Raw genomic sequence first — 19,228 nt, forward strand, 5'->3', positions numbered from 1 at the left:
CGCGGGCTCGCCTCAGGCGGTCGGCGGCAGGGCGTCGCGCAGCAACCGCAGCGCGGCGCCCACCGTCTGGTGCACGACCTCGGAGGGATCGCCCTCGAACAGGAAGTGCGCGTCGCGGGTCTCGCCGCGCACGGCGACCGCCGCGTAGACGCTCCCGGGCGGCTCGCCCTCGGCGGGTTCGGGGCCGCCGACGCCCGTCACGGCGACGGCCGCGTCGGCGCCGAGCAGCCGGGCCGTGCCCGTCGCGAGCTCACGTGCGCACTGCGCCGACGCGACCGATTCGGCGGTGACGCCGAGCACGTCCCGCTTGACGCCCTCGGCGTACGCGACGATCCCGCCGCGGAACCAGTCGGATGCCTCGTGGCCCGCCCCGAGCGCGTTCGAGAGCGCACCGCTCGTCAGCGACTCCGCGGCGGCGACGGTGAGCCCAGCCGCCTGCGCGCGGTCGGCGACCTCCTCGGCGATGGGCATGAACTTCTCGGCCGGGTCCTTCATGTCAGCCCCTTCGAGCGGTGAACGCCGCGACGCGCGCCTGCGCCTCGGGCGTCGCGAACGCGGCGCCGATGGTGCGGGCCTCGTCGTCGAGCGCCGCCTGGAACGCTCGGCCGAGGCCCGACCGCACGAGCCGTTTCGCCTGTCCGAAGGCGGCGGTCGCCCCGTCGAGCCACGACCCGGCGACGGCGAGCGCCCGGGTCGCGACCTCGTCGGCCGCGACGACCTCGGTGACGAGACCCCAGTCGAGCGCCTCGGCGGCCGTGATCGTGCGCGGGGTGAGCGTGAGCTCGAGCGCGCGGCGCAGGCCGATCGCCTCGGGCAGCAGCGTGCTCACGCCGCAGTCGGGGGTCAGCCCGATGTCGCTGTAGCGGCTCGAGAACGTCGCCTGCTCGCTCGCCACGATGAGGTCGGCGACGAGCATGAATCCGAGCCCGCCGCCGGCGACAGGCCCCTGCACCGCCGCCACGATCGGCTTCGCGCTTTCGCGCAGGGTCAGGTGGCCGTCGTGGATGCGATCGGCGAGCTCCGTGATCACGGTCGCCGCGTCGCCGCCCGCGGCGGCGAGCTCCGCCATCGCCACGACGTCGCCGCCGGCGCAGAACGCCCGCCCCGCGGCATCCAGCAGCACCGCGCCCACGTCGTCGCGGTCGGCCACCTCGTGCGCGATCGCCTGCCAGCGGGCGATCGCGTCGGGGTCGACGGCGTTGAGGCGGGCGGGGCGGTTGAGCGTGATGCGGGCGAGCCCGTCGGTCACGTCGAGGAGGATCGCGTCATCGGCCATGGTGCCGGAGCCTACCCCGCCCGCCATCGCTTCGCGCGGGCCTTGACGATGCCCTCCCGCGCCGCCCTCGAACCGGGTGGCCGGCTCGTGGGCGATCGCCAATTCCGCCGTCGCCGGCGGTCGTCACCCGATGGCCGTCTGCGCGGTCGTCGGCTCGGTGCGGAGGAGGTCGGTCGGCGTGCAGCCGGCGTATCGCCGGACCTCGCGTACGAGGTGGCTCTGGTCGGCGTATCCGAAGCGGGCTGCGACATCCGCCGCCGGCCCCTCGCGGAGCGCAGCGGCGGCGTGCTCGAACCGCACGAGGCTCGCGGCCGCCTTCGGCCCGATGCCGACCTGCTCGGTGAAGCGCGTGGTCGCGTGGCGGTGGCTCCACCCGGTCTGCCCGACGAGGTCGCCGATCGCGACCCGGCCGCCCGAGCGGTCGATCCGCCGCCACATCCAGTCGACGAACGGCTCGGCGGGTCGCCCGCGGTCGAGCAGGTCGAGCAGCACCGCGTCGACGAGGGCGAATCGCCGCGGCCAGGTGCGGGCGGCCCACAACCGCTCGACGAGCACGTCGTCGAGGGCCGGGACCGCGTCGGCGAGCTCCACGACGCGCGCCGCGAGCTCGCGACCGGGCAGGCCGAGCAGCCGGGAGACGCCGAGCGGGGTGAGGTAGACCTGCAGGCAGTGCTGCTCGGCCTCGAACGACGTGGTCGCGTGGCCGGGCATGATGCCCGCGATGAACGAGGTGTGCCGTCCGACGCCCGCGCCGATGGAGAGGTCGACCACGTCGAGTGCCGGCCCGAACGACAGCACGATCGGGATCAGGCTCCCGGCCACCTGACGGCGGACGACCGGACGATCGACCCGTTCGTCGTGGCCCACGATGCCGGCGACGAGCCCGGCGAGCTCGGGGCGCACCCGGTGCCGCACCAGCGTCGGCCCCGGTGCGGTCGTCTCGAGCATCGTGTCGTCAGTCACGTCGGTCGATTTCCTTCAAGCCGTGTGCGCCGCGCATCGCGAGACTCGATCGCGGAAGGAGTACCTGATGCGCAGATTGATCGCGATCGAGTTCCTCTCGGTCGATGGAGTGATGCAGGGCCTCGGTTCGCCCGACGAGGACCGCGACGGCGGTTTCGAGCACGGCGGATGGGGAGCACCCTACGCCGAAGCCATCCACGCCTCCAGTGCCTCGGGCGGGCTCGCCGGCACCACCGCCTACCTGTTCGGGAGGAGGACCTACGAGAAGATGGCGGCCTACTGGCCGGCGGTCGGCGATGAGAACCCGATGGCCGCGCACCTCAACGCCACCGAGAAGGTCGTCGTCACGAGCACGCCGACCGCGCTCGAGTGGAAGAACACCCGGGCGCTGACCGGCGATCTCTCCGACGGGGTCGGGGCGATGAAGCGCGACGGCGACGGCGACATCGCGATCCTCGGCAGCGGGGTGCTCGTGCGCGCGCTCCTCGCCGACGGGCTCGTCGACGGGTTGCGGCTGTTCGTGCACCCGCTGATCCTCGGGTCGGGCAAACGGCTCTTCGGCGAACTCGCGAGTCCGCGCCCGCTCGCGCTGACCGGCTTCGACACCACGCCGATGGGGACCCTCGCACTCGCGTACGACCTCGAGCCCGAGCCGGGGCGATGAGTCCGGATCGGAGCCGGCGTCGGAGCGCTAGCGGTCGTTCTCGCGGTGCTCCCGCTCGAGCCGTTCCGCCTGGGAGACGAGCACGTCGAGCACGGTGCGCACCGCGAGCCGCTCGGCGACATCGGGACGCACGAGTGCGACGATCTGCCGGGCGCTCGCGACGCCGCGCAGGGGCTTCAGCACGATCGAGTCGGGCACGGCGCCCGAGGTGTACCGGGGCACGAACGCGATGCCGAGCCCGGCCTCGATGAACGCCTCCATGATGCGCATGTCGCTGAAGCGCTGGCTCACGACGGCCCGGCGGCCCGCCTGCTGCTCGATCGCGTGCAGGATGCGCTCGAAGGGGAAGCCAGGGGGCACGCCGAGCCAGTTCTCGTCGACGAGGTCGGCCGGGGTGACGTGGGCGCGGCCGGCGAGGCGGTGGCCCGCAGGCAGGCCGATGTCGAGCGGCTCGGTGAGCAGCGGCACGACCGTGAGGCCGCGGCCGCCCCAGGGCAGCATTCCGGGCATCGTGTGCGCGAGCACGATGTCGTGGTCGGCCGTCAAGTCGCCGAACTCGGCGAGCTCGGGGTCGAGGTCGGTGGCGTGCACGACGAGGTCGTCGACCGCGGAGAGCTCGATGAGCGCCGCCGGCAGCAGGGTCGCACCGATCGTCGGGAAGGTGAGCAGCGTGACCTCGCCCGAGGGGTCGTTGCGGAACTCGTCCCAGAGGGCCGTCGCGCGCTCGATCGCGATCGCGACGTCGGCCGCGCTGCGGGCCAGCGCGTGCCCGGCGCTCGTGAGCGCGACGCCGCGCCCGCTGCGCACGGTCAGCGGCATGCCGGCCTCGCGCTCGAGCACCTTGAGCTGCTGCGAGACGGCCGAGGGGGTGCGGCCGGTCGCCTCGGCGACGGCCGTGACGCTGCCGCGTTCGGCGAGTTCGCGGAGCAGGTCGAGCCGTCGCACATCCATGTAGTGAGTCTACATAGTCGATGTAGCATTGTGAGCTTGTGCTGAATGGTTTCGAGCGAGAGAATTGTGACGTCGAACGGATGCAACGGTGCAGGGTCGCTCGACGATCAGCCCGCATCGTTCTTCCTGAAGGGATCCATCGTGATCAGCGTCATCGTTCTGCTCAGCGTCGTCTCGGTCGCCGCCGTCGTCGGCTCGATCGTGGTCACCGCGCGCGACGGCTACCGTCGCCAGCCGCGGGAGACGTTCGCGCGCACCGTCTGAGTGCCGCGAACGCCCCGGAGGTCCGTTCTCCGGGGCATGCAGGGCCGCCGCGCGGGGGAGGGACACCCCCCAACCGGGCAGCGCGGCCCACTGCAGGGCCGCCGCGCGGGGGAGGGACACCCCGCGGGGCGGCCCTTCTGCTTGCGGTCGGTCGAGTAGCGACGCAGGAGCGTATCGAGACCACCGCATCCGTGGTCTCGATACGGCGCTGCGCGCCTACTCGACCGACGGGTATCCGTGGTCTCGGTGCAGCGCTGCGCGCCTACTCGACCGACTGGGCTCCCGCCCGCTAGCGTGACCGCAGGGCAGCAGCGAGGGGGGACGCGATGGCGCACGTGGTGGCGACCGGGGCCGGCAAGGTCATGATGGAGCGGCGGAACGATCCGACGCACGAGTACATCCTGCAGCTCACGGGCAAGGAGCGCCCACGGGTGCTGTTCGTCGGCACGGCGACGGGCGACGAGCAGGCCTACACGCTGAGCTTCTACAAGACCTACGACTCCGACCGGTGCGCTCCGCACCACCTCACGCTGTTCCACCGCGACCTCGACGACCTGGCGGGCTTCGTGAAGGGCTTCGACGTCATCCACGTCGGCGGCGGCAATACGGCGAACATGCTCGACGTGTGGAAGCGGCAGCGCCTCGACGACATCATGCGCGAGATGTGGCTCGACCCGGCCTCGAACGTCGTGTTCACCGGCGGCTCCGCCGGCGGCATCTGCTGGTTCGAGGGCGGCACGACCGACAGCTACGGCCCCACCCTGCAGGTGCTGCCCGAGGGCCTCGGATTCCTGCACGGCAGCTTCTGCCCCCACTACGACGCGGAGGACCAGCGGCAGCCGCTCTTCCACGCCGCGTTGAAGTCGGGCGAGCTCGCGACCGGCTACGCGGTCGGCAACCTGCAGTCGCTGCACTTCGAGAACCAGGAGTTCGTCACGGCGATCAGCCCCGTCGAACCCGCGCTCGCGCTCCGCGTCGAGGCGGTCCACGGCGAGATCGTCGAGACCCCGCTGCCCGTCCGCGTGCTCGAGGAAACGGGGCCGATCGTGAAGGGGCCGAGCGCGTGAACGACAACGTCTGGATCCTCTTCGCCCAGCTGCTGGTCGTCATCCTGGCGATCTACATGGGCACCCGCACGAGCGGGATCGGCCTCGGCGTCTGGGGTCTCGTCGGCGTCGCCGTCCTGATCTTCGTGTTCCAGACCCCGCCGGGCAACGCCCCCGTCGACGCGGTCTTCATCGTGCTCACGGTCATCACGGCGGCGTCGGTCATGCAGGCGGCGGGCGGCATCGACTGGATGGTCTCCGTCGCGGCCAAGGCGATCAAGTCGAGGCCGAAGAGCGTCGTCTTCCTCGCGCCGGCGATGTCGTTCCTCTTCACCGTCGGCGCCGGCACGGGCAACATCTTCTACCCGCTGCTGCCCGTTATCTACGACGTGTCGTACGACCAGAAGATCCGCCCCGAGCGGGCATTGTCGGTCTCCGCCGTGGCCTCGCAGGTCGGCATCCTCTGCAGCCCCGTATCGGCCGCGACCGCGTCGCTCGTCGTGCTGCTCGCCCCGAGCGGCGTCGACCTGGGGCAGGTGCTGCTCATCATGTGGCCGGCATCGATCGTCGGGCTCTTCCTGGCGTCGCTGCTCATGGTGCGGCACGGCAAGAACCTCGAGGACGACCCCGAGTACCAGCGGCGGCTCGCCGAGCACCTGATCAAGCCGCCGGCCGAGGACACGACCGAGCGCAAGTTGCCGAGGACCGCGGTGCTCTCGGCGTCGATCTTCCTGGTCGGGGTCGGCTTCATCGTGCTCATGGGCCTCTTCGAGGGCCTGCGTCCGATCATCGCCACCGATGACGACGGCGACCCCGTGCGCGTCTCGGTGACGGTCATCATCGAGGTCACGATGGGCGTCATCGCCGCCCTCATCTTCGTCATCTGCAAGGTCAAGTCGGCCGACGTGCCGAAGCAGTCGACCTTCCCCGCGGGCATGGTCGGTGCGTTCGCGCTCTTCGGCATCGCGTGGCTCGCCAACACCTTCGTCGCGTACAACAACGACCTCATCGTCGAGGGCCTCGGCTCCCTCGTCTCGGGGTCGAGCGCGTTCGTCGGCGCGCTGCTGTTCGCGCTCGCGCTCTTCCTCGTCGCGATGCTCACGACGAGCCAGTCGAGTGCGACGAACGCGATCGTGCCGATCGGTCTCGCGATCGGGCTGCCGGCCTCGCTCATCGTCGGGCTCTGGCCGTCGGCGATGGGCATGTACACGCTGCCGGCGAACGGGTCGCAGGTGGCGACGGCGGCGTTCGACCAGACGGGCACCACGAAGCTCGGCAAGTTCGTGTTCGACCACTCGTTCCAGCTGCCGAACCTCGTCTACGTCGTCTCGGCGATGATCGTCGGCGTGCTGCTCTCGTTCGTGGTGGTCTAGGGCCGAGATGGCCGAGGCCGCCGACCGCGCCATCCTCCGCACCTTCCTGCTCGGGCTCGCGGAGGGCATGAACGCGGCCGCCGACTCCGTCGACCACATCCACGAGACCCTCGTCAGAGTGGCCCGCGCCTACGGGCGCGACGACACCGACGTGGTCGTGATGCCGACCGTCATCATCGTGCAGACCGGCGGCGGCGAAGAGGGCCACGTCGCGCTGCGCTCGGCCGTGAACGCCTCGTTCCGGTTCGACCAGATCGCGGCCCTGTACACGCTCGTGGGCGAGGCCGAGCGCGCCGAGATCGAGCCGCTCGACGGCATCCACCGGCTCAACGAGATCGGCGCGATGAAGCCGGGGCACGGATGGTTCATCCGCACCTTCGGGCACGCCGTGCTCGTGACTGGCCTCGCGCTGCTCTTGACCCCGACGTGGCAGGGCGCCCTCATCGCCTTCGGGCTCGGGGCGTTCGTGGGGCTCGCGAAGCTCGTGCGCTCGCCGACCCTGCAGCTCGTGTTCCCCGTCTTCGCCGCGTTCGCATGCGCGCTCGTGGTCTTCCTGATCGCCCCGTACGTCGAGATCGGCGACCCGATCCGGCTGCTGATCGCGCCGCTCGCGACGTTCCTCCCCGGCGGTGTGCTGACGACCGCCGTCGCCGAGCTCGCGGTCGGCCAGATGCTGTCGGGCGCTTCGCGGCTCGTCTTCGGCATGGTGCAGCTCGCGCTGCTCGCGTTCGGCATCCTCGCCGCCGGCACGGTGGTCGGCGTGGCGAGCTCGAGCTACGCCGCGCTCGAGGCCTCCGCGCCGTTCCCATGGTGGACCGCGATCCTCGGCGTGCTCCTGTTCGCGATCGGCAACTACCTGCACTTCTCGGCGCCGCGGCGCACGTTCGGCTGGGTGCTGCTCGTGCTCGTGGTCGCGTACGCGGGCCAGTCGGTCGGCACCGCACTGCTCGGTTCGACCGTCAGCGGGTTCGTCGGTGCGCTCGCGATGACGCCCGTCGTGCTGTGGATCGCATCGTTGCGCAACGGCGCACCCTCGCAACTGACGTTCCTCCCGGGCTTCTGGCTGCTCGTGCCCGGGGCGGCCGGCCTCGTCGGCCTCACCGAGGCGGTCGGCACGACGCACGGGCTCGAGGACTTCGCCGACGCCCTGACCGCCATCATGTCGATCGCGCTCGGCGTGCTGATCGGCACGGCGCTCTACCGCGTCGTGCACCACGGCGCCGAAGAGCTCGCGGAGTTCCACATCGACGTCCCGGCCGCGCTCGCCGAGGAGAAGGAGCCGCCGTTCTGGGCCCGCCTCGTGCCCGGCACGCCGCGGTCGCTGTGGGGCGGGCGCCGCCGGCCCCGCCGCCGCGATGCGGGCGAATCGCCGTCATCGGATGCCTCGGCACCGGCCTCCGGCGGGCTCGCTCCGGATTCCACCCCTTCCTCTCAGGCAGGCGGGCCGTAAAGTATTGCGGGTGACCACGCACGACTCCGACACCCGCCAGAAGCTCATCGAGCACATCTCGGCCGAGGCCGTGTTCCACGGCGACTTCACCCTCACGAGCGGCAAGAAGGCGACGTATTACGTCGACCTCCGCAAGGTGAGCCTCGACCACCGCGTCGCTCCGCTCATCGGGCAGGTCATGCTCGACGTGATCGCCGACATCCCCGACGTCGCCGCCGTGGGCGGCATGACGATGGGTGCCGACCCCATCGCCTCGGCGATCCTGCACCAGGGCGCCGCACGCGGTCTCGCGTACGACGCGTTCGTCGTCCGCAAGGAGCCGAAGGACCACGGCCGCGGCAAGCAGGTCGAGGGCCCCGAGCTGGCCGGCAAGCGCGTCATCGTGCTCGAGGACACGTCGACCACCGGCGGCTCGCCGCTCAAGGCGATCGAGGCGCTGCGCAAGGTCGGTGCCGAGGTCGTGGCGGTCGCGGTCGTCGTCGACCGTGCCACGGGCGCTCGCGAGGTCATCGAGGCCGAGGGGGTCCCCTACCTCTACGCCATCGGACTCGAAGACCTGGGCCTGGCCTGATGAACGAGCGGCAGGGTTTCGACGACGGCGCCGACTGGCTGCTCGCGCAGCTCGCGGGCGGGGCATCCGATGCACCCGCGACGCCGACGGCGCCCCTGCCGCAGGCGGCACCGCCCGCAGCCCAGCCCCTGGCGACGCCGGTCGCGCCGACGTCGCCGGGCGTGCGCTCGGCGTTCGCGCCGCCCGCCGCGCCGCAGGCGACTCCGGCCCCGAGCCGTGCCCCGGCCTGGCAGGAGGCGCCGTCGACCCCGGCCGCAGCCTCTCGCCATGACGAGGTGCTCGACTGGTTCTCGCTCGCGGAGTCGCCGGCGAGTGACACCGCGACCCGGGCGCTGCCGATCGTCGGCGCACCGGCCGTGGTCGAACCGCAGGCGCCGCCGAGCCCCGAGCCCGCGACTCCCGCGGCATGGACCCCGCCATTCACCGTCGCGCCGCCGGCGCCGACCGTTCACCTGACCGAGGTCGAGCCGCCCGTCGGCGCTGCGCCGTCGGCCCCCGTCGCGCCGGTGCCGCCGGTCGCGCCGGCCGCGCCGATCCCACCCGTGTGGGAGGCCGCCGCGGCGGCGGTCCCGGTCGCGCCTGCGGCCGCGGTCCCGCCCGCCGCTCCGGTGCCGCCGGGGCCCGTCACCCCGACCGCGTCGTTCGCGCTCACCTGGGGCGATCAAGAGGCGGCGCAGTCCGAAGCCGAGCTGCGCGAGGCGTTCCAGCGGCTCTCCGACGAGTCGGCCTCGTTCACCGCATCGGCGACTCCCCAGTCGTCCGCGGGGCTCGAACCGGCCACCCCGGCCGTCGCTCCGGGCCAGCCGCCCGCCCCGGTCGCGCCCGTGTTCCCCGCCGCCCAGGCCGCGCCCGTCGAGCCGACCGTCGTCGAGTCCCCCGGGGCTGACACGTTCACCGGCACCGACCCGTTCGCCGGATTCTCCGCGCCGCCGGTCGCCCGCAGCTCGTTCACGCCCGTCGGCGGCATCCCGGTGCAGCATCCGACCGCGCCGCCCGAGGCTCCGGCCGGCTGGGGCGAGGCGCCCGCCGTGCCGGTCGAGCCTGCGGCGCAGGCCGCGTTCGTCGAGCCGGTTGCGCCCGTCGTTCCCGAGCCTGCGGCGCCGGCCGCGTTCGTCGAGCCTGCGGCACCCGCCGCGTTCGTCGAGCCTTCGGTGCCCGTCGCGTTCGTCGAGCCCGCGGCGCCCGAGGTCTTCGTCCAGCCCGCGTTCGCCGGGCCGGCCGAACCCCTCGCGCCCGTCGCCCCCGCCGGTGAGGCTCCTGCCGGGCCGGCCGGTCCTGACCAGTCGGCCGGCCAGTACGACGCCGAGCTGTGGGCCGCGCTGAACGAGCCCGAGGCGCCCCCGGTCGCCGAGCCCGAGCCGCCCGTGCGCCCGCGCAGTCGCTTCGACGCGTTCGCCGAAGAGCTGGAGCACCCGCAAGACCGCAGCGCCGCGGCAGACACGCGTACGGCCATGTTCCCGATCGTCGGCGCGGCAGCGGCTCCGGCGGCTCCGGTGACCCCTCCCGCCGCGGCGCACGATCCGTGGGCTGCGCCCGTCTCGGCGTCCGAGCCCGCCGACACGCCCACCGTCGCCATGCCGGTCACGCCGTCGATGTTCGACGCGCCGCCGGCACCGCAGGCCCGAGCCCCCTTCCCGGCATTCGCGGCCGAGCCGGCCCGCCCCGCTCCCGCACCCGCGGCCGAACCCGTCGACGACCTGCTCGCCGCACTCGGCGGCCGATCGGGCGCTCGCGAGGTCGATCCGCCGGCGGGCGCGATCCCCATCGTCGGCACGGCCGCGTTCGCGGCCGCTGCTGCCGCCGCCGCGGCGACGCCGCCCGCTGCGGCCGCCTCGGCCGCTTCAGCCGCGCCGCCCGCTCCCGCCGCGCCCCTCGGCGCCCCCGTACCCGCCCCGCTCGCCGCGTCGGGTGCGGCCGCGGACGGGCTCGGCGACCTGGGCCTCGCGTTCGACGCCGACGCCGACGAGGAATCCGACGCGGACGACGAGCCGCGCGGCCGCCTCCGCCTCTTCGCCCGCGGACGTCGCGACGACGAGTTCGACGACGACGACCGCGGTGGCGACGACCACGACTCGCCGATCGCACGCGAACTCGCCGAGACGGGCTACTTCTGGAACCTGACTCCCGACCCCGAGGCCGAAGATCCGCGCGCGGACTCGGCCGGCTCGGTCTCCGCGAACCTCGCGGCGGTGTCGGAGGCGGGCGGTACCGCGGCGCTCGGCACCGCGGCGCTCGGCACCGCCGCGCTCGGCACGGCCGCGCTCAGCGCCCGGGAGACGGCCGGACCCGCGCTGACGCTGCGGTCGCCGTCGGTGCCGTCGGCGGTGGGGTACGACCGACCCGTCTCGCCGTTCGACGACCCCGCCCGTGGTGACGGGACCGTCGGGTTCGACGCCGGATCGGCGAGCCTCGCCGGTCTCGCGGCGCCGCGTGCGTTCGACGACGCCCCGTTCGACGACGCCACTCGCGACGACGACGCCGTCGGCTTCGACGCCGGGTCCGCGAGCCTCGCCGGTCTCGCGACTCCGCGTGCCTTCGACGACGGCCGGTACGACCACGGCCGGTACGACGACGGGCTGCTCGGCACCGACGGTGCCACCGACGCCGAACCCGGCCTGCCCGACTTCGATCCGCAGCCGTTCGCCTCCGACGCGTTCGACGCCGGGTCGTCCGAGTCGCTCACGGCGCCGTCAGAGACGGTGAAGCCCGTCACGGACGGGCTGCAGGTGCTCTTCGGATTCTCGCCGGTGACGGCCCCGCAGCCGGTCACCGGAGCCTTCGTCGCATCCGCCGACTTCCAGCCTCCCGCCACCGCGCTCATGCCGGTGCTCGGCGCCGGAGCGGCCGGCTCGTCGGGCGCCATGGCCGCGTCGCCGATGGCCGCGGCGGCGGGCGGTGCCGCGGCGACGCGTACGGGCGCGTTCGCGTTCGCCGGGGCCGGATCGGGCGGCGGTGCCGGCCAGGCCGGCGGGGCCGCGGGCGCCGGCGGATCGTGGAACACCGGCTCGGGAGCCGGCGCGGGGTCGAGCGGCGGCGGCGGCCGGGGCGGCGCGGGGTCGTCGAACTCGCCGGGCTCGACCGGCGGAGCCGGCGGCGGCGACGGCAAGCGAGGCATCCGGCCCCTGATCTGGATCGCCGGCGCCCTCGTCGCGCTGCTCGTGATCGCCGGGCTGTTCTGGCTCGGCACCCAGATGACCAACGGCAGCGAGCACACCGCGACCGGAACGCCGACCGCCGAGACGAGCTCCACCCCGACACCCGAGCCGACCGCGCCGCAGCCGGCCGGCGTGCACGCGTGGGACACCCTGTTCGGCGGCGAGTGCATCGAGCCGTACACCGACGCGTGGCAGCAGGAGTTCACGGTCGTCGACTGCGCGACGCCGCACGCGGCGCAGCTCGTCTACCGCGGAACACTTCCCGGCGACGCGAGTGCCGCGTACCCCGGAGAGACCGAGCTCGCGTCGCAGATGAACCTGCTGTGTACGGCGCCGGGCGTCATCGACGTCGCGGCCGTGTCGGGCATGACCGACCTGCAGGTGCAGGGCTCCTACCCGGCCACGGCCGAGCAGTGGGACGAGGGTGCTCGCGACTACTACTGCTTCGCGAGCCGCTCGAGCGGCGAGAAGCTGACCGCGACCATCGCCGGCCCCGGCCCGGCCGCCTGAGCCGGCGGGACGCACATGGTCGCGAACGCTTCCCGCGTGCTCGTCGTCGGCTCGCTCAACGTCGACGCGACGACGTACGTCGAACGCTTCCCCGAGCCCGGTGAGACCATCTCCGCGCACGCCTTCCAGACGGCGCTCGGCGGCAAGGGCTCGAACCAGGCCGTGGCGGCGCACCTCGCCGGAGCCGAGGTCGAGCTCGTCGCCCGCATCGGCGACGATGCGAACGGCGGGCTCGCGCGCTCGGTGCTCGAGGGCTTCGGGCTGCCGACCACGGGCGTCGAACCCGTCGCCGGCGTGGCCACCGGCATCGCCCAGATCACCGTCGCCGACTCGGGCGAGAACACCGTCATCGTCGCAGCGGGGGCGAACCACGAACTCGGGCCGGCCGTGGTCGACGCCGCCCGCGAGCGCATCGCCGCCGCGAGGGTCGTGCTCACGCAGGGCGAGCTGCCCGTCGCGACGATCGAGCGCCTCGCCGCGGCGTGCGGCCAGCTCGGCGTGCGCTTCGTGCTCAACCTGGCCCCGCCAGTGCCGGTCGACCCCGAGACCCTCGCGCTCTGCGACCCGCTCGTCGTCAACGAGCACGAGGCGTTGGCCGTCGGCATCGGGGTCGTCGATGCGGGCGCGGATGCCCCGGGGTCGGCGCCGCTCGACCGGTGGCGCGAGCTCGCGGTCGCCGCGGTCGGCTCCGTCGCCCGGTCGGTCGTCGTCACGCTCGGGGCGGCGGGCGCCGTCGCCGCGACGCCCGACGGCAGCTGGGCCGTCGCAGCGCCGGCGGTCGAGGCGGTCGACACGACCGGTGCGGGCGACTGCTTCACGGGCACGCTCACCGCGTTCCTCGCGGAGGGCCGGCCCATCGCCGAGGCGATGCGCATCGCCGTCGCGGCCGGGGCGCTCGCCGTGCAGCACCGCGGCACGGTCGACTCGTACGCGCCGCGCGACGCACTGCTCGCCGCGGCTGCCGACCTCGAGTCCGCCGGCGGCACGGCATGAGCCTGCCCGTCATCGTCGACTGCGATCCCGGGCACGACGACGTCTTCGCGCTGTGGCTCGCAGCGGGGCATCCCGCCCTCGACCTGCGCGCGGTGACCACGGTCGGCGGCAACGTCCCGCTCGAGCACACGAGCCGCAACGCCCGCATCGCCCTCACGGTCGCCGGCGTCGAGGGCGTGCCCGTCGCCGCCGGGGCGGCGGGGCCGATCGCCCGGGTGCTGCAGACCGCCGAGTGGATCCACGGCGAGAACGGGCTCGGCGGCCCCGTGCTGCCCGAGCCGACGGTGCCGCTCGACCCGCGCACCGCGACCGACCTCATGGCCGACACGCTGCTCGCCGCCGACGAACCCGTCGCGATCGTCGCGACGGGCCCCATCACGAACGTCGCCGTCCTGATGCGCGACCGCCCCGAACTCGTCGACCGCATCCGCGAGGTCGTCTGGATGGGCGGCTCGACCGAACGCGGCAACGCGACGCCGTACGCCGAGTTCAACGCACTCGTCGATCCCGAGGCGCTCGACCTCGTCGTGCGCAGCGGCGTGCGGTTCACGATGGTCGGGCTCAACGTGACGCATCGTGCCCTCGTCACTCCCGCCGTGCGCGAGCGGCTCTCGAGTGCGGGCAACCGCACCGCGGCGTTCGCGGGCGAGCTGCTCGACTTCTTCTGCCGCACGAACGACGAAGTGTTCGGCATGCCCGACGGGCCGCTGCACGACCCGGTCGCCGTCGCGGTGCTCGCCGACCCCGACGGCGTCGCGCTGCGCCGCACCCGGCTCGACGTCGAGCTGCACGGCACCGAGACGCTGGGCGCGACGAGCGTCGACTTCGACGGGATGCTGCGCCGCGAGCCGAACGCGTTCGTCGCCGTCGATCTCGACGTCGATCGGTTCTGGTACCTCGTCGAGGCCTCCCTCGCACGGCTCGGCTGAGGCCGCCCAGGGGCCCCGAAGCAGGCCGGCCCGTCCGACCGGTCGCGGCGTCGGCTGCGCGGGGTAGCCTCGGGAGGGTGACCGCACGACGATCCGCACCGGCGCGAGACGAGCTCGCCGCGCTCGTCGACGACGCGGAGCTCTTCACCGACTGGCGCGACGGCGCCGAGTTCGGCGAGATCGAGTACCGCGACGCCGCCGTGCTGATCCTGTTCGGGGTGCTCGACGAGCTGCCGAGCGAGCACTCGGCGCGCGATCGCGCGGTGTCGCGCGACCTCGACGTGCTGCTGCTCGCCCGGGCCGAGACGCTGCGCTCGCACGCGGGGCAGGTGGCGTTCCCGGGCGGCCGGGTCGACCCGGGCGACCGTGACGTCGTCGACGCGGCGCTGCGCGAGGCCCGTGAAGAGACGGGGCTCGACACGGCCGGCGTCGACGTGCTCGGCACGCTCGCGCCGCTCTCGGTGCCCTACTCGGGCCACATGGTGACGCCCGTGCTCGGCTGGTGGCGTGCGCCGTCGCCCGTCGGCGTGGTCGACGTCGCCGAGTCGTCGGCGGTGTTCCGCACGCCGGTGGCCGACCTCATCGACCCGGCGAACCGGTACACGACGGTGCTTCGCCGCGACGGGCACGAGTGGCGGGGTCCCGCTTTCCTGCCGACGGTCGGCGGCCGGCAGCACCTCGTGTGGGGGTTCACGGCGCTCGTGCTCGACACGCTGCTCGATCGGCTCGGCTGGGCCGAGCCGTGGGACCACGGGCACGAGCTCGAGCTCGCGCCCTGATCGCTGACGGTCAGCCGAACGACCGGATGACGCGCGCCAGTCGCGCGACGGCCTCGTCGACGAGCGGGTCGGAGAGGTTGCCGTAGCCGACGACGAGCGCCTCCCGCGCCGTGCGCGCGCCCGACGCGCGATAGCGGGTGAGGTCGGCGACCGCGACCTCGGCATTCGCCGCCGCGGCCGAGACGTCGCTCGCACGCACACCCGGGGGCAGGTCGAGCACGGCGTGCATGCCTGCGGCGATGCCCGTCACCGCGAGTTCGGGCAGTTCGCGCGCGAGCGCCGCGAGCAGGGCCGCACGACGCCGGCGGAACCGGCCGCGCGCGGCCCGCAGGTGACGCTCGAGATCGCCCGCCTCGATGAACCGGGCGAGCGCGACCTGCTCGAGGGTCGACGGCCTGGGGCGCTCCGCCAGCCGCACCCGCTCGCGGAGCGCGGGCGGCATGAGCGCCCAGCCGAGGCCGAACACCTGCGCCATCGACTTCGAGAGCGAGCCGACGAGCACCACCCGGTCGGGAGCGAGACCCTGCAGCGCGGCGATCGGCCGGCGGTCGTACCGGAACTCGGCGTCGTAGTCGTCTTCGATGAGCACGCCGTCGACCTCGCGCGACCAGCGCACGATCGCGTCGCGACGGGCGGGCGAGAGGGCCGCGCCCGTCGGGAACTGGTGGGCGGGCGTGATGAGCGCCGCGCGGGCGCCGGTGCGGCGGGCCGCAGCTTCGAGGGCGCCGACGTCGATGCCGTCGGCGTCGACCGGCACCGGGACCGGCGTGAGCCCGGCGGCTGCGGCGACCTCGCGCAGCTTCGACCAGCTCGGATCCTCGACGACGATCGCCGAGTGCCCCGCGGCGCGCAGCCCGGCGACGACCGCGGTCATGCCGTCGGTCGCGCTGTGCGTGATCACGACGTCGTCGGGCGCGGCGACCGCGCGACGCGACCGCTCGAGGTACGCGGCCACGGCGATGCGGGCCGACGGATGCCCGAGCCGGTCGACGACCGTGAGCTCGGCGTCGGGCAGGACCTCCAACGCCCGGCGCACGGCGGCCGCCCAGCGCGCCCGGGGCACGTGCCTGAGGTCGGGCACGCCGGGCCCGAGATCGAAGCGCGGCCGGCGGTACTCGCCCCGCAGCCCGCCGGTCCGCGTCGCCGGACTCGGGGATTCCGACGACACGCCGTGCTGCAGGGCCGGTCCATCGGCGTGTCGCGCCGAATCTCCGAATCCGGCAACCGGGCGGGATGCCGCGGCGCGAGCGGGCACGCGGGTACCCGAGCCGACCGTCGCCTCGAGGAACCCCTCCGCGACGAGCTGCCCGTACGCCTCGGTCACGACCCACCGCGAGACCCCGAGGGTCTCGGCGAGCGCACGACTCGGCGGCAGGGCCCCACCCGCCGGTGCCCGACCCGTCGCGACGGCCTCGCGGATCGCCCGCTCGAGCCGTTCGCGCAGCGGTGCCGGCCCCTCGCCGAGGTCGAGCAGGGTCTCCCACGCGAGCGTCGGCCCATGGGCGGCGGTGGAGCGAGGCATCCGGACTCTCGATTGGTCTGGTCGAACGGTGGCTGATTGGAGTGTATGCCCGAGCCGATCGGTTCGTAACCTCGAAACCGTCAACCCCACCGATGGAGGAGAACCCCATGCGATACCGCACGATCGGCAACGGCCGCACGAACTTCGAGGTCTCGACGATCTGCCTCGGCACCATGCAGATGGGCACGAAGATCGATGAGGCGACCTCGTTCGCGATCCTCGACCGGTTCGTCGAGGCCGGCGGCACGTTCATCGACACCGCCAACAACTACAGCTTCTGGGACGGCGGCTACGGCCGCGACAGCGAGGACCTCATCGGTCGCTGGCTCGAGAGCCGCGGCGTGCGCGACCGGGTGCGCATCGCGACGAAGGTCGGCGCCGCGAAGAAGGACCCGGCGCTGCCCCTCTCGAACACGCCGCCGACGAACTTCCAGGGGCTCGGCGCGGCGACCGTCGACTGGGAGGTGCGCGAGAGCGCGAAGCACCTCGGCGTCGACCACATCGACGCCGTCTACGGCCACGTCGACGACCTCGAGACGCCCCTCGCCGAGACCGTCGGCGCCTTCGGCGCCCTCCAGGACGAGGGGCTCATCGGCGTCTCGGGCATCTCGAACGTGGCACTCTGGCGCATCGTCGAGGCGCGCGAGGAGGCGCTCCGCCAGGGCGTCTCGCCCTACGGGCTCGTGCAGCAGCAGTACAGCTACGTCTACCCCGTGCCGAAGCTCGGCCGGCAGAACTTCGTGACGCCCGAGCTGCTGTCGTACGCGGCATCCACCGGGGTCGACGGCCGCCCGCCGCTCGCGGTCACCGCCTACTCGCCGCTGCACCAGGGTGCGTTCACGCGCCGCGACAAGCCGCTGTGGGGCGGCGTGAACCACCCGACGACCTACGCGCGCATCCAGCTGCTGCAGGACGTCGCGCGCGAGATCGGCGCGACGCCGAACCAGGTCGCGCTCGCGTGGCTCCTCGGTCGCGAGGTGCCGGTCATCCCGGTGGCGGGGCCGTCGAGCGTCGCCCAGCTCGACGAGGTGCTCGGCGCGGCCGAGCTCGACCTCGACCCCGATGTGCGGGCGCGGCTCGACGCCGACCCCGAGGAGGCGCCGCTCGCGGCGTAGCCGCCCGGCCGGACCGAGGGGTCGAGCGGGGCGTCAGTCGCCCTGCTCGACCTCTTCGTCGGAGTCGTCGGAGTCGTCGCCTTCCTCGTCCTCATCCTCGTCGTCGAGGTCGGGCTCGGCGACGCTCAGCACCTCGATGAGCAGCGCCTCGTCGAGCTCGGCGTAGATGACGAGTCCCGCGTACTGCGTCGGCGCCTCGTACACGAGCACGAGGGTCGCATCGCTCGAGACGATCGCGCCCTGCAGGTCGAGCTCGTCGGCGAGCACCGCGTAGTCGGATGCCTCGGGCGAGGCGTCGCCGCCCTCGAAGTCGGAGTCGACGAGCTCGTGCACGATCTCGTCCTCGAGTCGATCGAGCTCGTCGCCCGTGAGCGGCGCGAGCGCGCGCTGCGCGATCGCGAGCATCTCGGCGCCGCCGAGCTGCTCGTCGTCGTCGAGCGCGAACAGCACGGCGACCTGCCGGTCGCCGGGGAGGGCGACGACGGCGCTGAGCTCGCCGTCCTCGTCGAGGTCGATGTCGGTGAGTTCGATCATGGGATGCCCCTTCCGGAGGTCTCGGGTCAGAGTTCGGTCTCGGCCGGTTCGCCGACGAGTTCGAAGACGCCCTTCAGCACCTCGTCGGGCCGGAACGGGTACTTCTCGATCTCGGCCTGGTCGCTGATGCCCGTCAGCACGAGCACCGTGTGGAGGCCCGCCTCGATGCCGGCGACGATGTCGGTGTCCATGCGGTCGCCGATCATCGCCGTGTTCTCGGAGTGGGCGCCGATCTTGTTGAGCGCCGAGCGGAACATCATCGGGTTCGGCTTGCCGACCACGTAGGGTTCCTTGCCGGTCGCCTTGGTGATGAGCGCGGCGATGGCCCCGGTCGCCGGCAACGGTCCGTCAGCGCTCGGGCCGGTGGCATCGGGATTGGTCACGATGAAGCGGGCGCCGTCGTTGATCAGCCTGATCGCCTTCGTGATCGCCTCGAACGAGTAGTTGCGCGTCTCGCCGACGACGACGAAGTCGGGGGCGGTCTCGGTCATGATGTAGCCGGCTTCGTGCAGGGCCGTGAGGATGCCCGCCTCACCGATGACGAAGGCCGAGCCGCCCGGCAGCTGCTGCTTGAGGAAGTCGGCCGTCGCGAGTGCCGACGTCCAGATGCGCTGCTCGGGAACGTTGAGGCCCGAAGCCCGGAGGCGGGCCGAGAGGTCGCGGGCGGTGAAGATGGAGTTGTTCGTGAGCACGAGGTAGGGCGTGCCCGCGTCCTCCCACTGCTGCAGCAGTTCGGCGGCGCCCGGCAGGGCGTGGTTCTCGTGCACGAGCACGCCGTCCATGTCGGTCAGCCAGCACTCGACTTCGTCGCGTCGTCCCATGCGCCCAAGCCTAGGCCGAGCGGGTCACGGGGCAGCGTCGGCGGGGTTACCGGCGCGAGTCGGGGACCGCTCTGGCCGCGCGGATGCCCGAGGACTATCGTGACGCCTATCGAGTGAGGAGCGGGCCATGGACGGAACGTTCTGGGTGGGTCTCGTCGGCATCCTCGGGATCGCCGCCGTCTCGGTGGTGGTGCTCCTGGTCGTGCGGGCGAGAGGCAGGCGACTGCCGGCCGACCCCGGGATCGATCAGGCGAGGGCCGAGGCCGAGCAGTTCAGGGAGGAGGGTCGCCGCAACGGCTACATCGCGTGACT

Annotated in this window: 19 protein-coding genes; 12 read left to right on the forward strand and 7 right to left on the reverse strand. The window is 73.4% G+C overall.

What is annotated here, in order from left to right:
• Window positions 1–12: 12 nt before the first annotated feature.
• The 3 genes from AC3RJ6_RS07425 to AC3RJ6_RS07435 all read right to left on the reverse strand — a co-directional run bounded on the left by AC3RJ6_RS07425 (window position 13) and on the right by AC3RJ6_RS07435 (window position 2,239).
• Complete coding sequence (locus AC3RJ6_RS07425) at window positions 13–495, reverse strand: CinA family protein (RefSeq protein ID WP_491426345.1); 483 nt, start codon at window positions 493–495, stop codon at window positions 13–15.
• A 1-nt stretch (window position 496) separates the two neighbouring features.
• Window positions 497–1,276 (reverse strand): enoyl-CoA hydratase/isomerase family protein, encoded by a 780-nt coding sequence (locus AC3RJ6_RS07430; RefSeq protein ID WP_491426346.1) that lies wholly within the window; start codon window positions 1,274–1,276, stop codon window positions 497–499.
• 123 nt (window positions 1,277–1,399) lie between these two features.
• The gene (locus tag AC3RJ6_RS07435; protein ID WP_491426347.1) at window positions 1,400–2,239 is read right to left on the reverse strand and encodes a helix-turn-helix domain-containing protein; all 840 of its coding nucleotides are present in this window, start codon (window positions 2,237–2,239) and stop codon (window positions 1,400–1,402) included.
• A gap of 67 nt (window positions 2,240–2,306) precedes the next feature.
• Between AC3RJ6_RS07435 and AC3RJ6_RS07440 the strand changes: the two genes are divergently transcribed.
• Window positions 2,307–2,903: a dihydrofolate reductase family protein gene (locus AC3RJ6_RS07440; RefSeq protein WP_491426348.1), complete on the forward strand. Its 597-nt coding sequence runs from the start codon at window positions 2,307–2,309 to the stop codon at window positions 2,901–2,903.
• A 27-nt stretch (window positions 2,904–2,930) separates the two neighbouring features.
• Here AC3RJ6_RS07440 and AC3RJ6_RS07445 read toward each other — a convergent pair whose 3' ends face one another.
• Window positions 2,931–3,854: a LysR family transcriptional regulator gene (locus tag AC3RJ6_RS07445; RefSeq protein WP_491426349.1), complete on the reverse strand. Its 924-nt coding sequence runs from the start codon at window positions 3,852–3,854 to the stop codon at window positions 2,931–2,933.
• Window positions 3,855–3,995: 141 nt separating this feature from the next.
• Between AC3RJ6_RS07445 and AC3RJ6_RS07450 the strand changes: the two genes are divergently transcribed.
• The 9 genes from AC3RJ6_RS07450 (at window position 3,996) to AC3RJ6_RS07490 (ending at window position 14,924) form a co-directional block, all read left to right on the forward strand.
• Entirely contained in the window at window positions 3,996–4,118 is a 123-nt protein-coding gene (locus tag AC3RJ6_RS07450; RefSeq protein ID WP_491426350.1) for a hypothetical protein, read from the forward strand.
• 326 nt (window positions 4,119–4,444) lie between these two features.
• A complete protein-coding gene (locus tag AC3RJ6_RS07455) occupies window positions 4,445–5,185 on the forward strand; it encodes a Type 1 glutamine amidotransferase-like domain-containing protein (RefSeq protein ID WP_491426351.1) in 741 nt (246 codons plus the stop codon).
• Window positions 5,182–6,537 (forward strand): anaerobic C4-dicarboxylate transporter family protein, encoded by a 1,356-nt coding sequence (locus tag AC3RJ6_RS07460; protein WP_491426352.1) that lies wholly within the window; start codon window positions 5,182–5,184, stop codon window positions 6,535–6,537. The genes AC3RJ6_RS07455 and AC3RJ6_RS07460 overlap by 4 nt, the downstream gene beginning before the upstream one ends.
• Window positions 6,538–6,544: 7 nt before the next feature.
• On the forward strand, window positions 6,545–7,987 hold the full coding sequence (locus AC3RJ6_RS07465; RefSeq protein ID WP_491426353.1) for a threonine/serine exporter family protein: 1,443 nt from the start codon (window positions 6,545–6,547) through the stop codon (window positions 7,985–7,987).
• 10 nt (window positions 7,988–7,997) lie between these two features.
• Window positions 7,998–8,558 (forward strand): orotate phosphoribosyltransferase, encoded by a 561-nt coding sequence (gene pyrE / locus AC3RJ6_RS07470; RefSeq protein ID WP_491426354.1) that lies wholly within the window; start codon window positions 7,998–8,000, stop codon window positions 8,556–8,558.
• Window positions 8,558–12,223 (forward strand): hypothetical protein, encoded by a 3,666-nt coding sequence (locus tag AC3RJ6_RS07475; RefSeq protein WP_491426355.1) that lies wholly within the window; start codon window positions 8,558–8,560, stop codon window positions 12,221–12,223. The genes pyrE and AC3RJ6_RS07475 overlap by 1 nt, the downstream gene beginning before the upstream one ends.
• 15 nt (window positions 12,224–12,238) lie before the next feature.
• Window positions 12,239–13,216: a ribokinase gene (locus tag AC3RJ6_RS07480; protein WP_491426356.1), complete on the forward strand. Its 978-nt coding sequence runs from the start codon at window positions 12,239–12,241 to the stop codon at window positions 13,214–13,216.
• Complete coding sequence (locus AC3RJ6_RS07485) at window positions 13,213–14,145, forward strand: nucleoside hydrolase (RefSeq protein WP_491426357.1); 933 nt, start codon at window positions 13,213–13,215, stop codon at window positions 14,143–14,145. Before AC3RJ6_RS07480 ends, AC3RJ6_RS07485 begins: the two co-directional genes overlap by 4 nt.
• Window positions 14,146–14,222: 77 nt before the next feature.
• Window positions 14,223–14,924, forward strand: coding sequence for an NUDIX hydrolase (locus AC3RJ6_RS07490; protein ID WP_491426358.1), 702 nt, complete (start codon window positions 14,223–14,225; stop codon window positions 14,922–14,924).
• A gap of 10 nt (window positions 14,925–14,934) precedes the next feature.
• Here the strand turns inward: AC3RJ6_RS07490 and pdxR are convergent, their stop codons facing one another.
• Window positions 14,935–16,446: a MocR-like pyridoxine biosynthesis transcription factor PdxR gene (gene pdxR, locus AC3RJ6_RS07495; RefSeq protein WP_491426359.1), complete on the reverse strand. Its 1,512-nt coding sequence runs from the start codon at window positions 16,444–16,446 to the stop codon at window positions 14,935–14,937.
• A gap of 107 nt (window positions 16,447–16,553) precedes the next feature.
• Here pdxR and AC3RJ6_RS07500 point away from each other — a divergent pair, with 107 nt between their 5' ends.
• Window positions 16,554–17,561 carry an aldo/keto reductase gene (locus AC3RJ6_RS07500; RefSeq protein ID WP_491426360.1) on the forward strand — a complete coding sequence of 336 codons (1,008 nt, stop codon included), beginning with the start codon at window positions 16,554–16,556 and terminating at the stop codon, window positions 17,559–17,561.
• Between the two features lie 33 nt (window positions 17,562–17,594).
• On the opposite strand, the gene AC3RJ6_RS07505 is transcribed toward AC3RJ6_RS07500, so the two are convergent.
• Entirely contained in the window at window positions 17,595–18,095 is a 501-nt protein-coding gene (locus AC3RJ6_RS07505) for a hypothetical protein (RefSeq protein ID WP_491426361.1), read from the reverse strand.
• 26 nt (window positions 18,096–18,121) lie between these two features.
• The gene (locus tag AC3RJ6_RS07510) at window positions 18,122–18,916 is read right to left on the reverse strand and encodes an HAD-IIA family hydrolase (protein WP_491426362.1); all 795 of its coding nucleotides are present in this window, start codon (window positions 18,914–18,916) and stop codon (window positions 18,122–18,124) included.
• Window positions 18,917–19,043: 127 nt separating this feature from the next.
• On the opposite strand from AC3RJ6_RS07510, the gene AC3RJ6_RS07515 reads away from it, so the two are divergent.
• Window positions 19,044–19,226, forward strand: a complete 183-nt coding sequence (locus tag AC3RJ6_RS07515) for a hypothetical protein (RefSeq protein WP_491426363.1) — start codon at window positions 19,044–19,046, stop codon at window positions 19,224–19,226.
• Window positions 19,227–19,228: the final 2 nt, after the last annotated feature.

This window comes from Agromyces cucurbitae (assembly GCF_058349945.1).

Excerpts from the sequence above, each read along its gene's own strand:
- AC3RJ6_RS07425 (WP_491426345.1), bottom strand. The coding sequence starts at position 495 with ATGAAGGACCCGGCCGAGAAGTTCATGCCCATCGCCGAGGAGGTCGCC.
- AC3RJ6_RS07430 (WP_491426346.1), bottom strand. The coding sequence starts at position 1,276 with ATGGCCGATGACGCGATCCTCCTCGACGTGACCGACGGGCTCGCCCGC.
- AC3RJ6_RS07440 (WP_491426348.1), top strand. The coding sequence starts at position 2,307 with ATGCGCAGATTGATCGCGATCGAGTTCCTCTCGGTCGATGGAGTGATG.
- AC3RJ6_RS07445 (WP_491426349.1), bottom strand. The coding sequence starts at position 3,854 with ATGGATGTGCGACGGCTCGACCTGCTCCGCGAACTCGCCGAACGCGGC.
- AC3RJ6_RS07455 (WP_491426351.1), top strand. The coding sequence starts at position 4,445 with ATGGCGCACGTGGTGGCGACCGGGGCCGGCAAGGTCATGATGGAGCGG.
- AC3RJ6_RS07465 (WP_491426353.1), top strand. The coding sequence starts at position 6,545 with ATGGCCGAGGCCGCCGACCGCGCCATCCTCCGCACCTTCCTGCTCGGG.
- AC3RJ6_RS07475 (WP_491426355.1), top strand. The coding sequence starts at position 8,558 with ATGAACGAGCGGCAGGGTTTCGACGACGGCGCCGACTGGCTGCTCGCG.
- AC3RJ6_RS07480 (WP_491426356.1), top strand. The coding sequence starts at position 12,239 with ATGGTCGCGAACGCTTCCCGCGTGCTCGTCGTCGGCTCGCTCAACGTC.
- AC3RJ6_RS07485 (WP_491426357.1), top strand. The coding sequence starts at position 13,213 with ATGAGCCTGCCCGTCATCGTCGACTGCGATCCCGGGCACGACGACGTC.
- pdxR (WP_491426359.1), bottom strand. The coding sequence starts at position 16,446 with ATGCCTCGCTCCACCGCCGCCCATGGGCCGACGCTCGCGTGGGAGACC.
- AC3RJ6_RS07500 (WP_491426360.1), top strand. The coding sequence starts at position 16,554 with ATGCGATACCGCACGATCGGCAACGGCCGCACGAACTTCGAGGTCTCG.
- AC3RJ6_RS07505 (WP_491426361.1), bottom strand. The coding sequence starts at position 18,095 with ATGATCGAACTCACCGACATCGACCTCGACGAGGACGGCGAGCTCAGC.
- AC3RJ6_RS07510 (WP_491426362.1), bottom strand. The coding sequence starts at position 18,916 with ATGGGACGACGCGACGAAGTCGAGTGCTGGCTGACCGACATGGACGGC.
- AC3RJ6_RS07515 (WP_491426363.1), top strand. The coding sequence starts at position 19,044 with ATGGACGGAACGTTCTGGGTGGGTCTCGTCGGCATCCTCGGGATCGCC.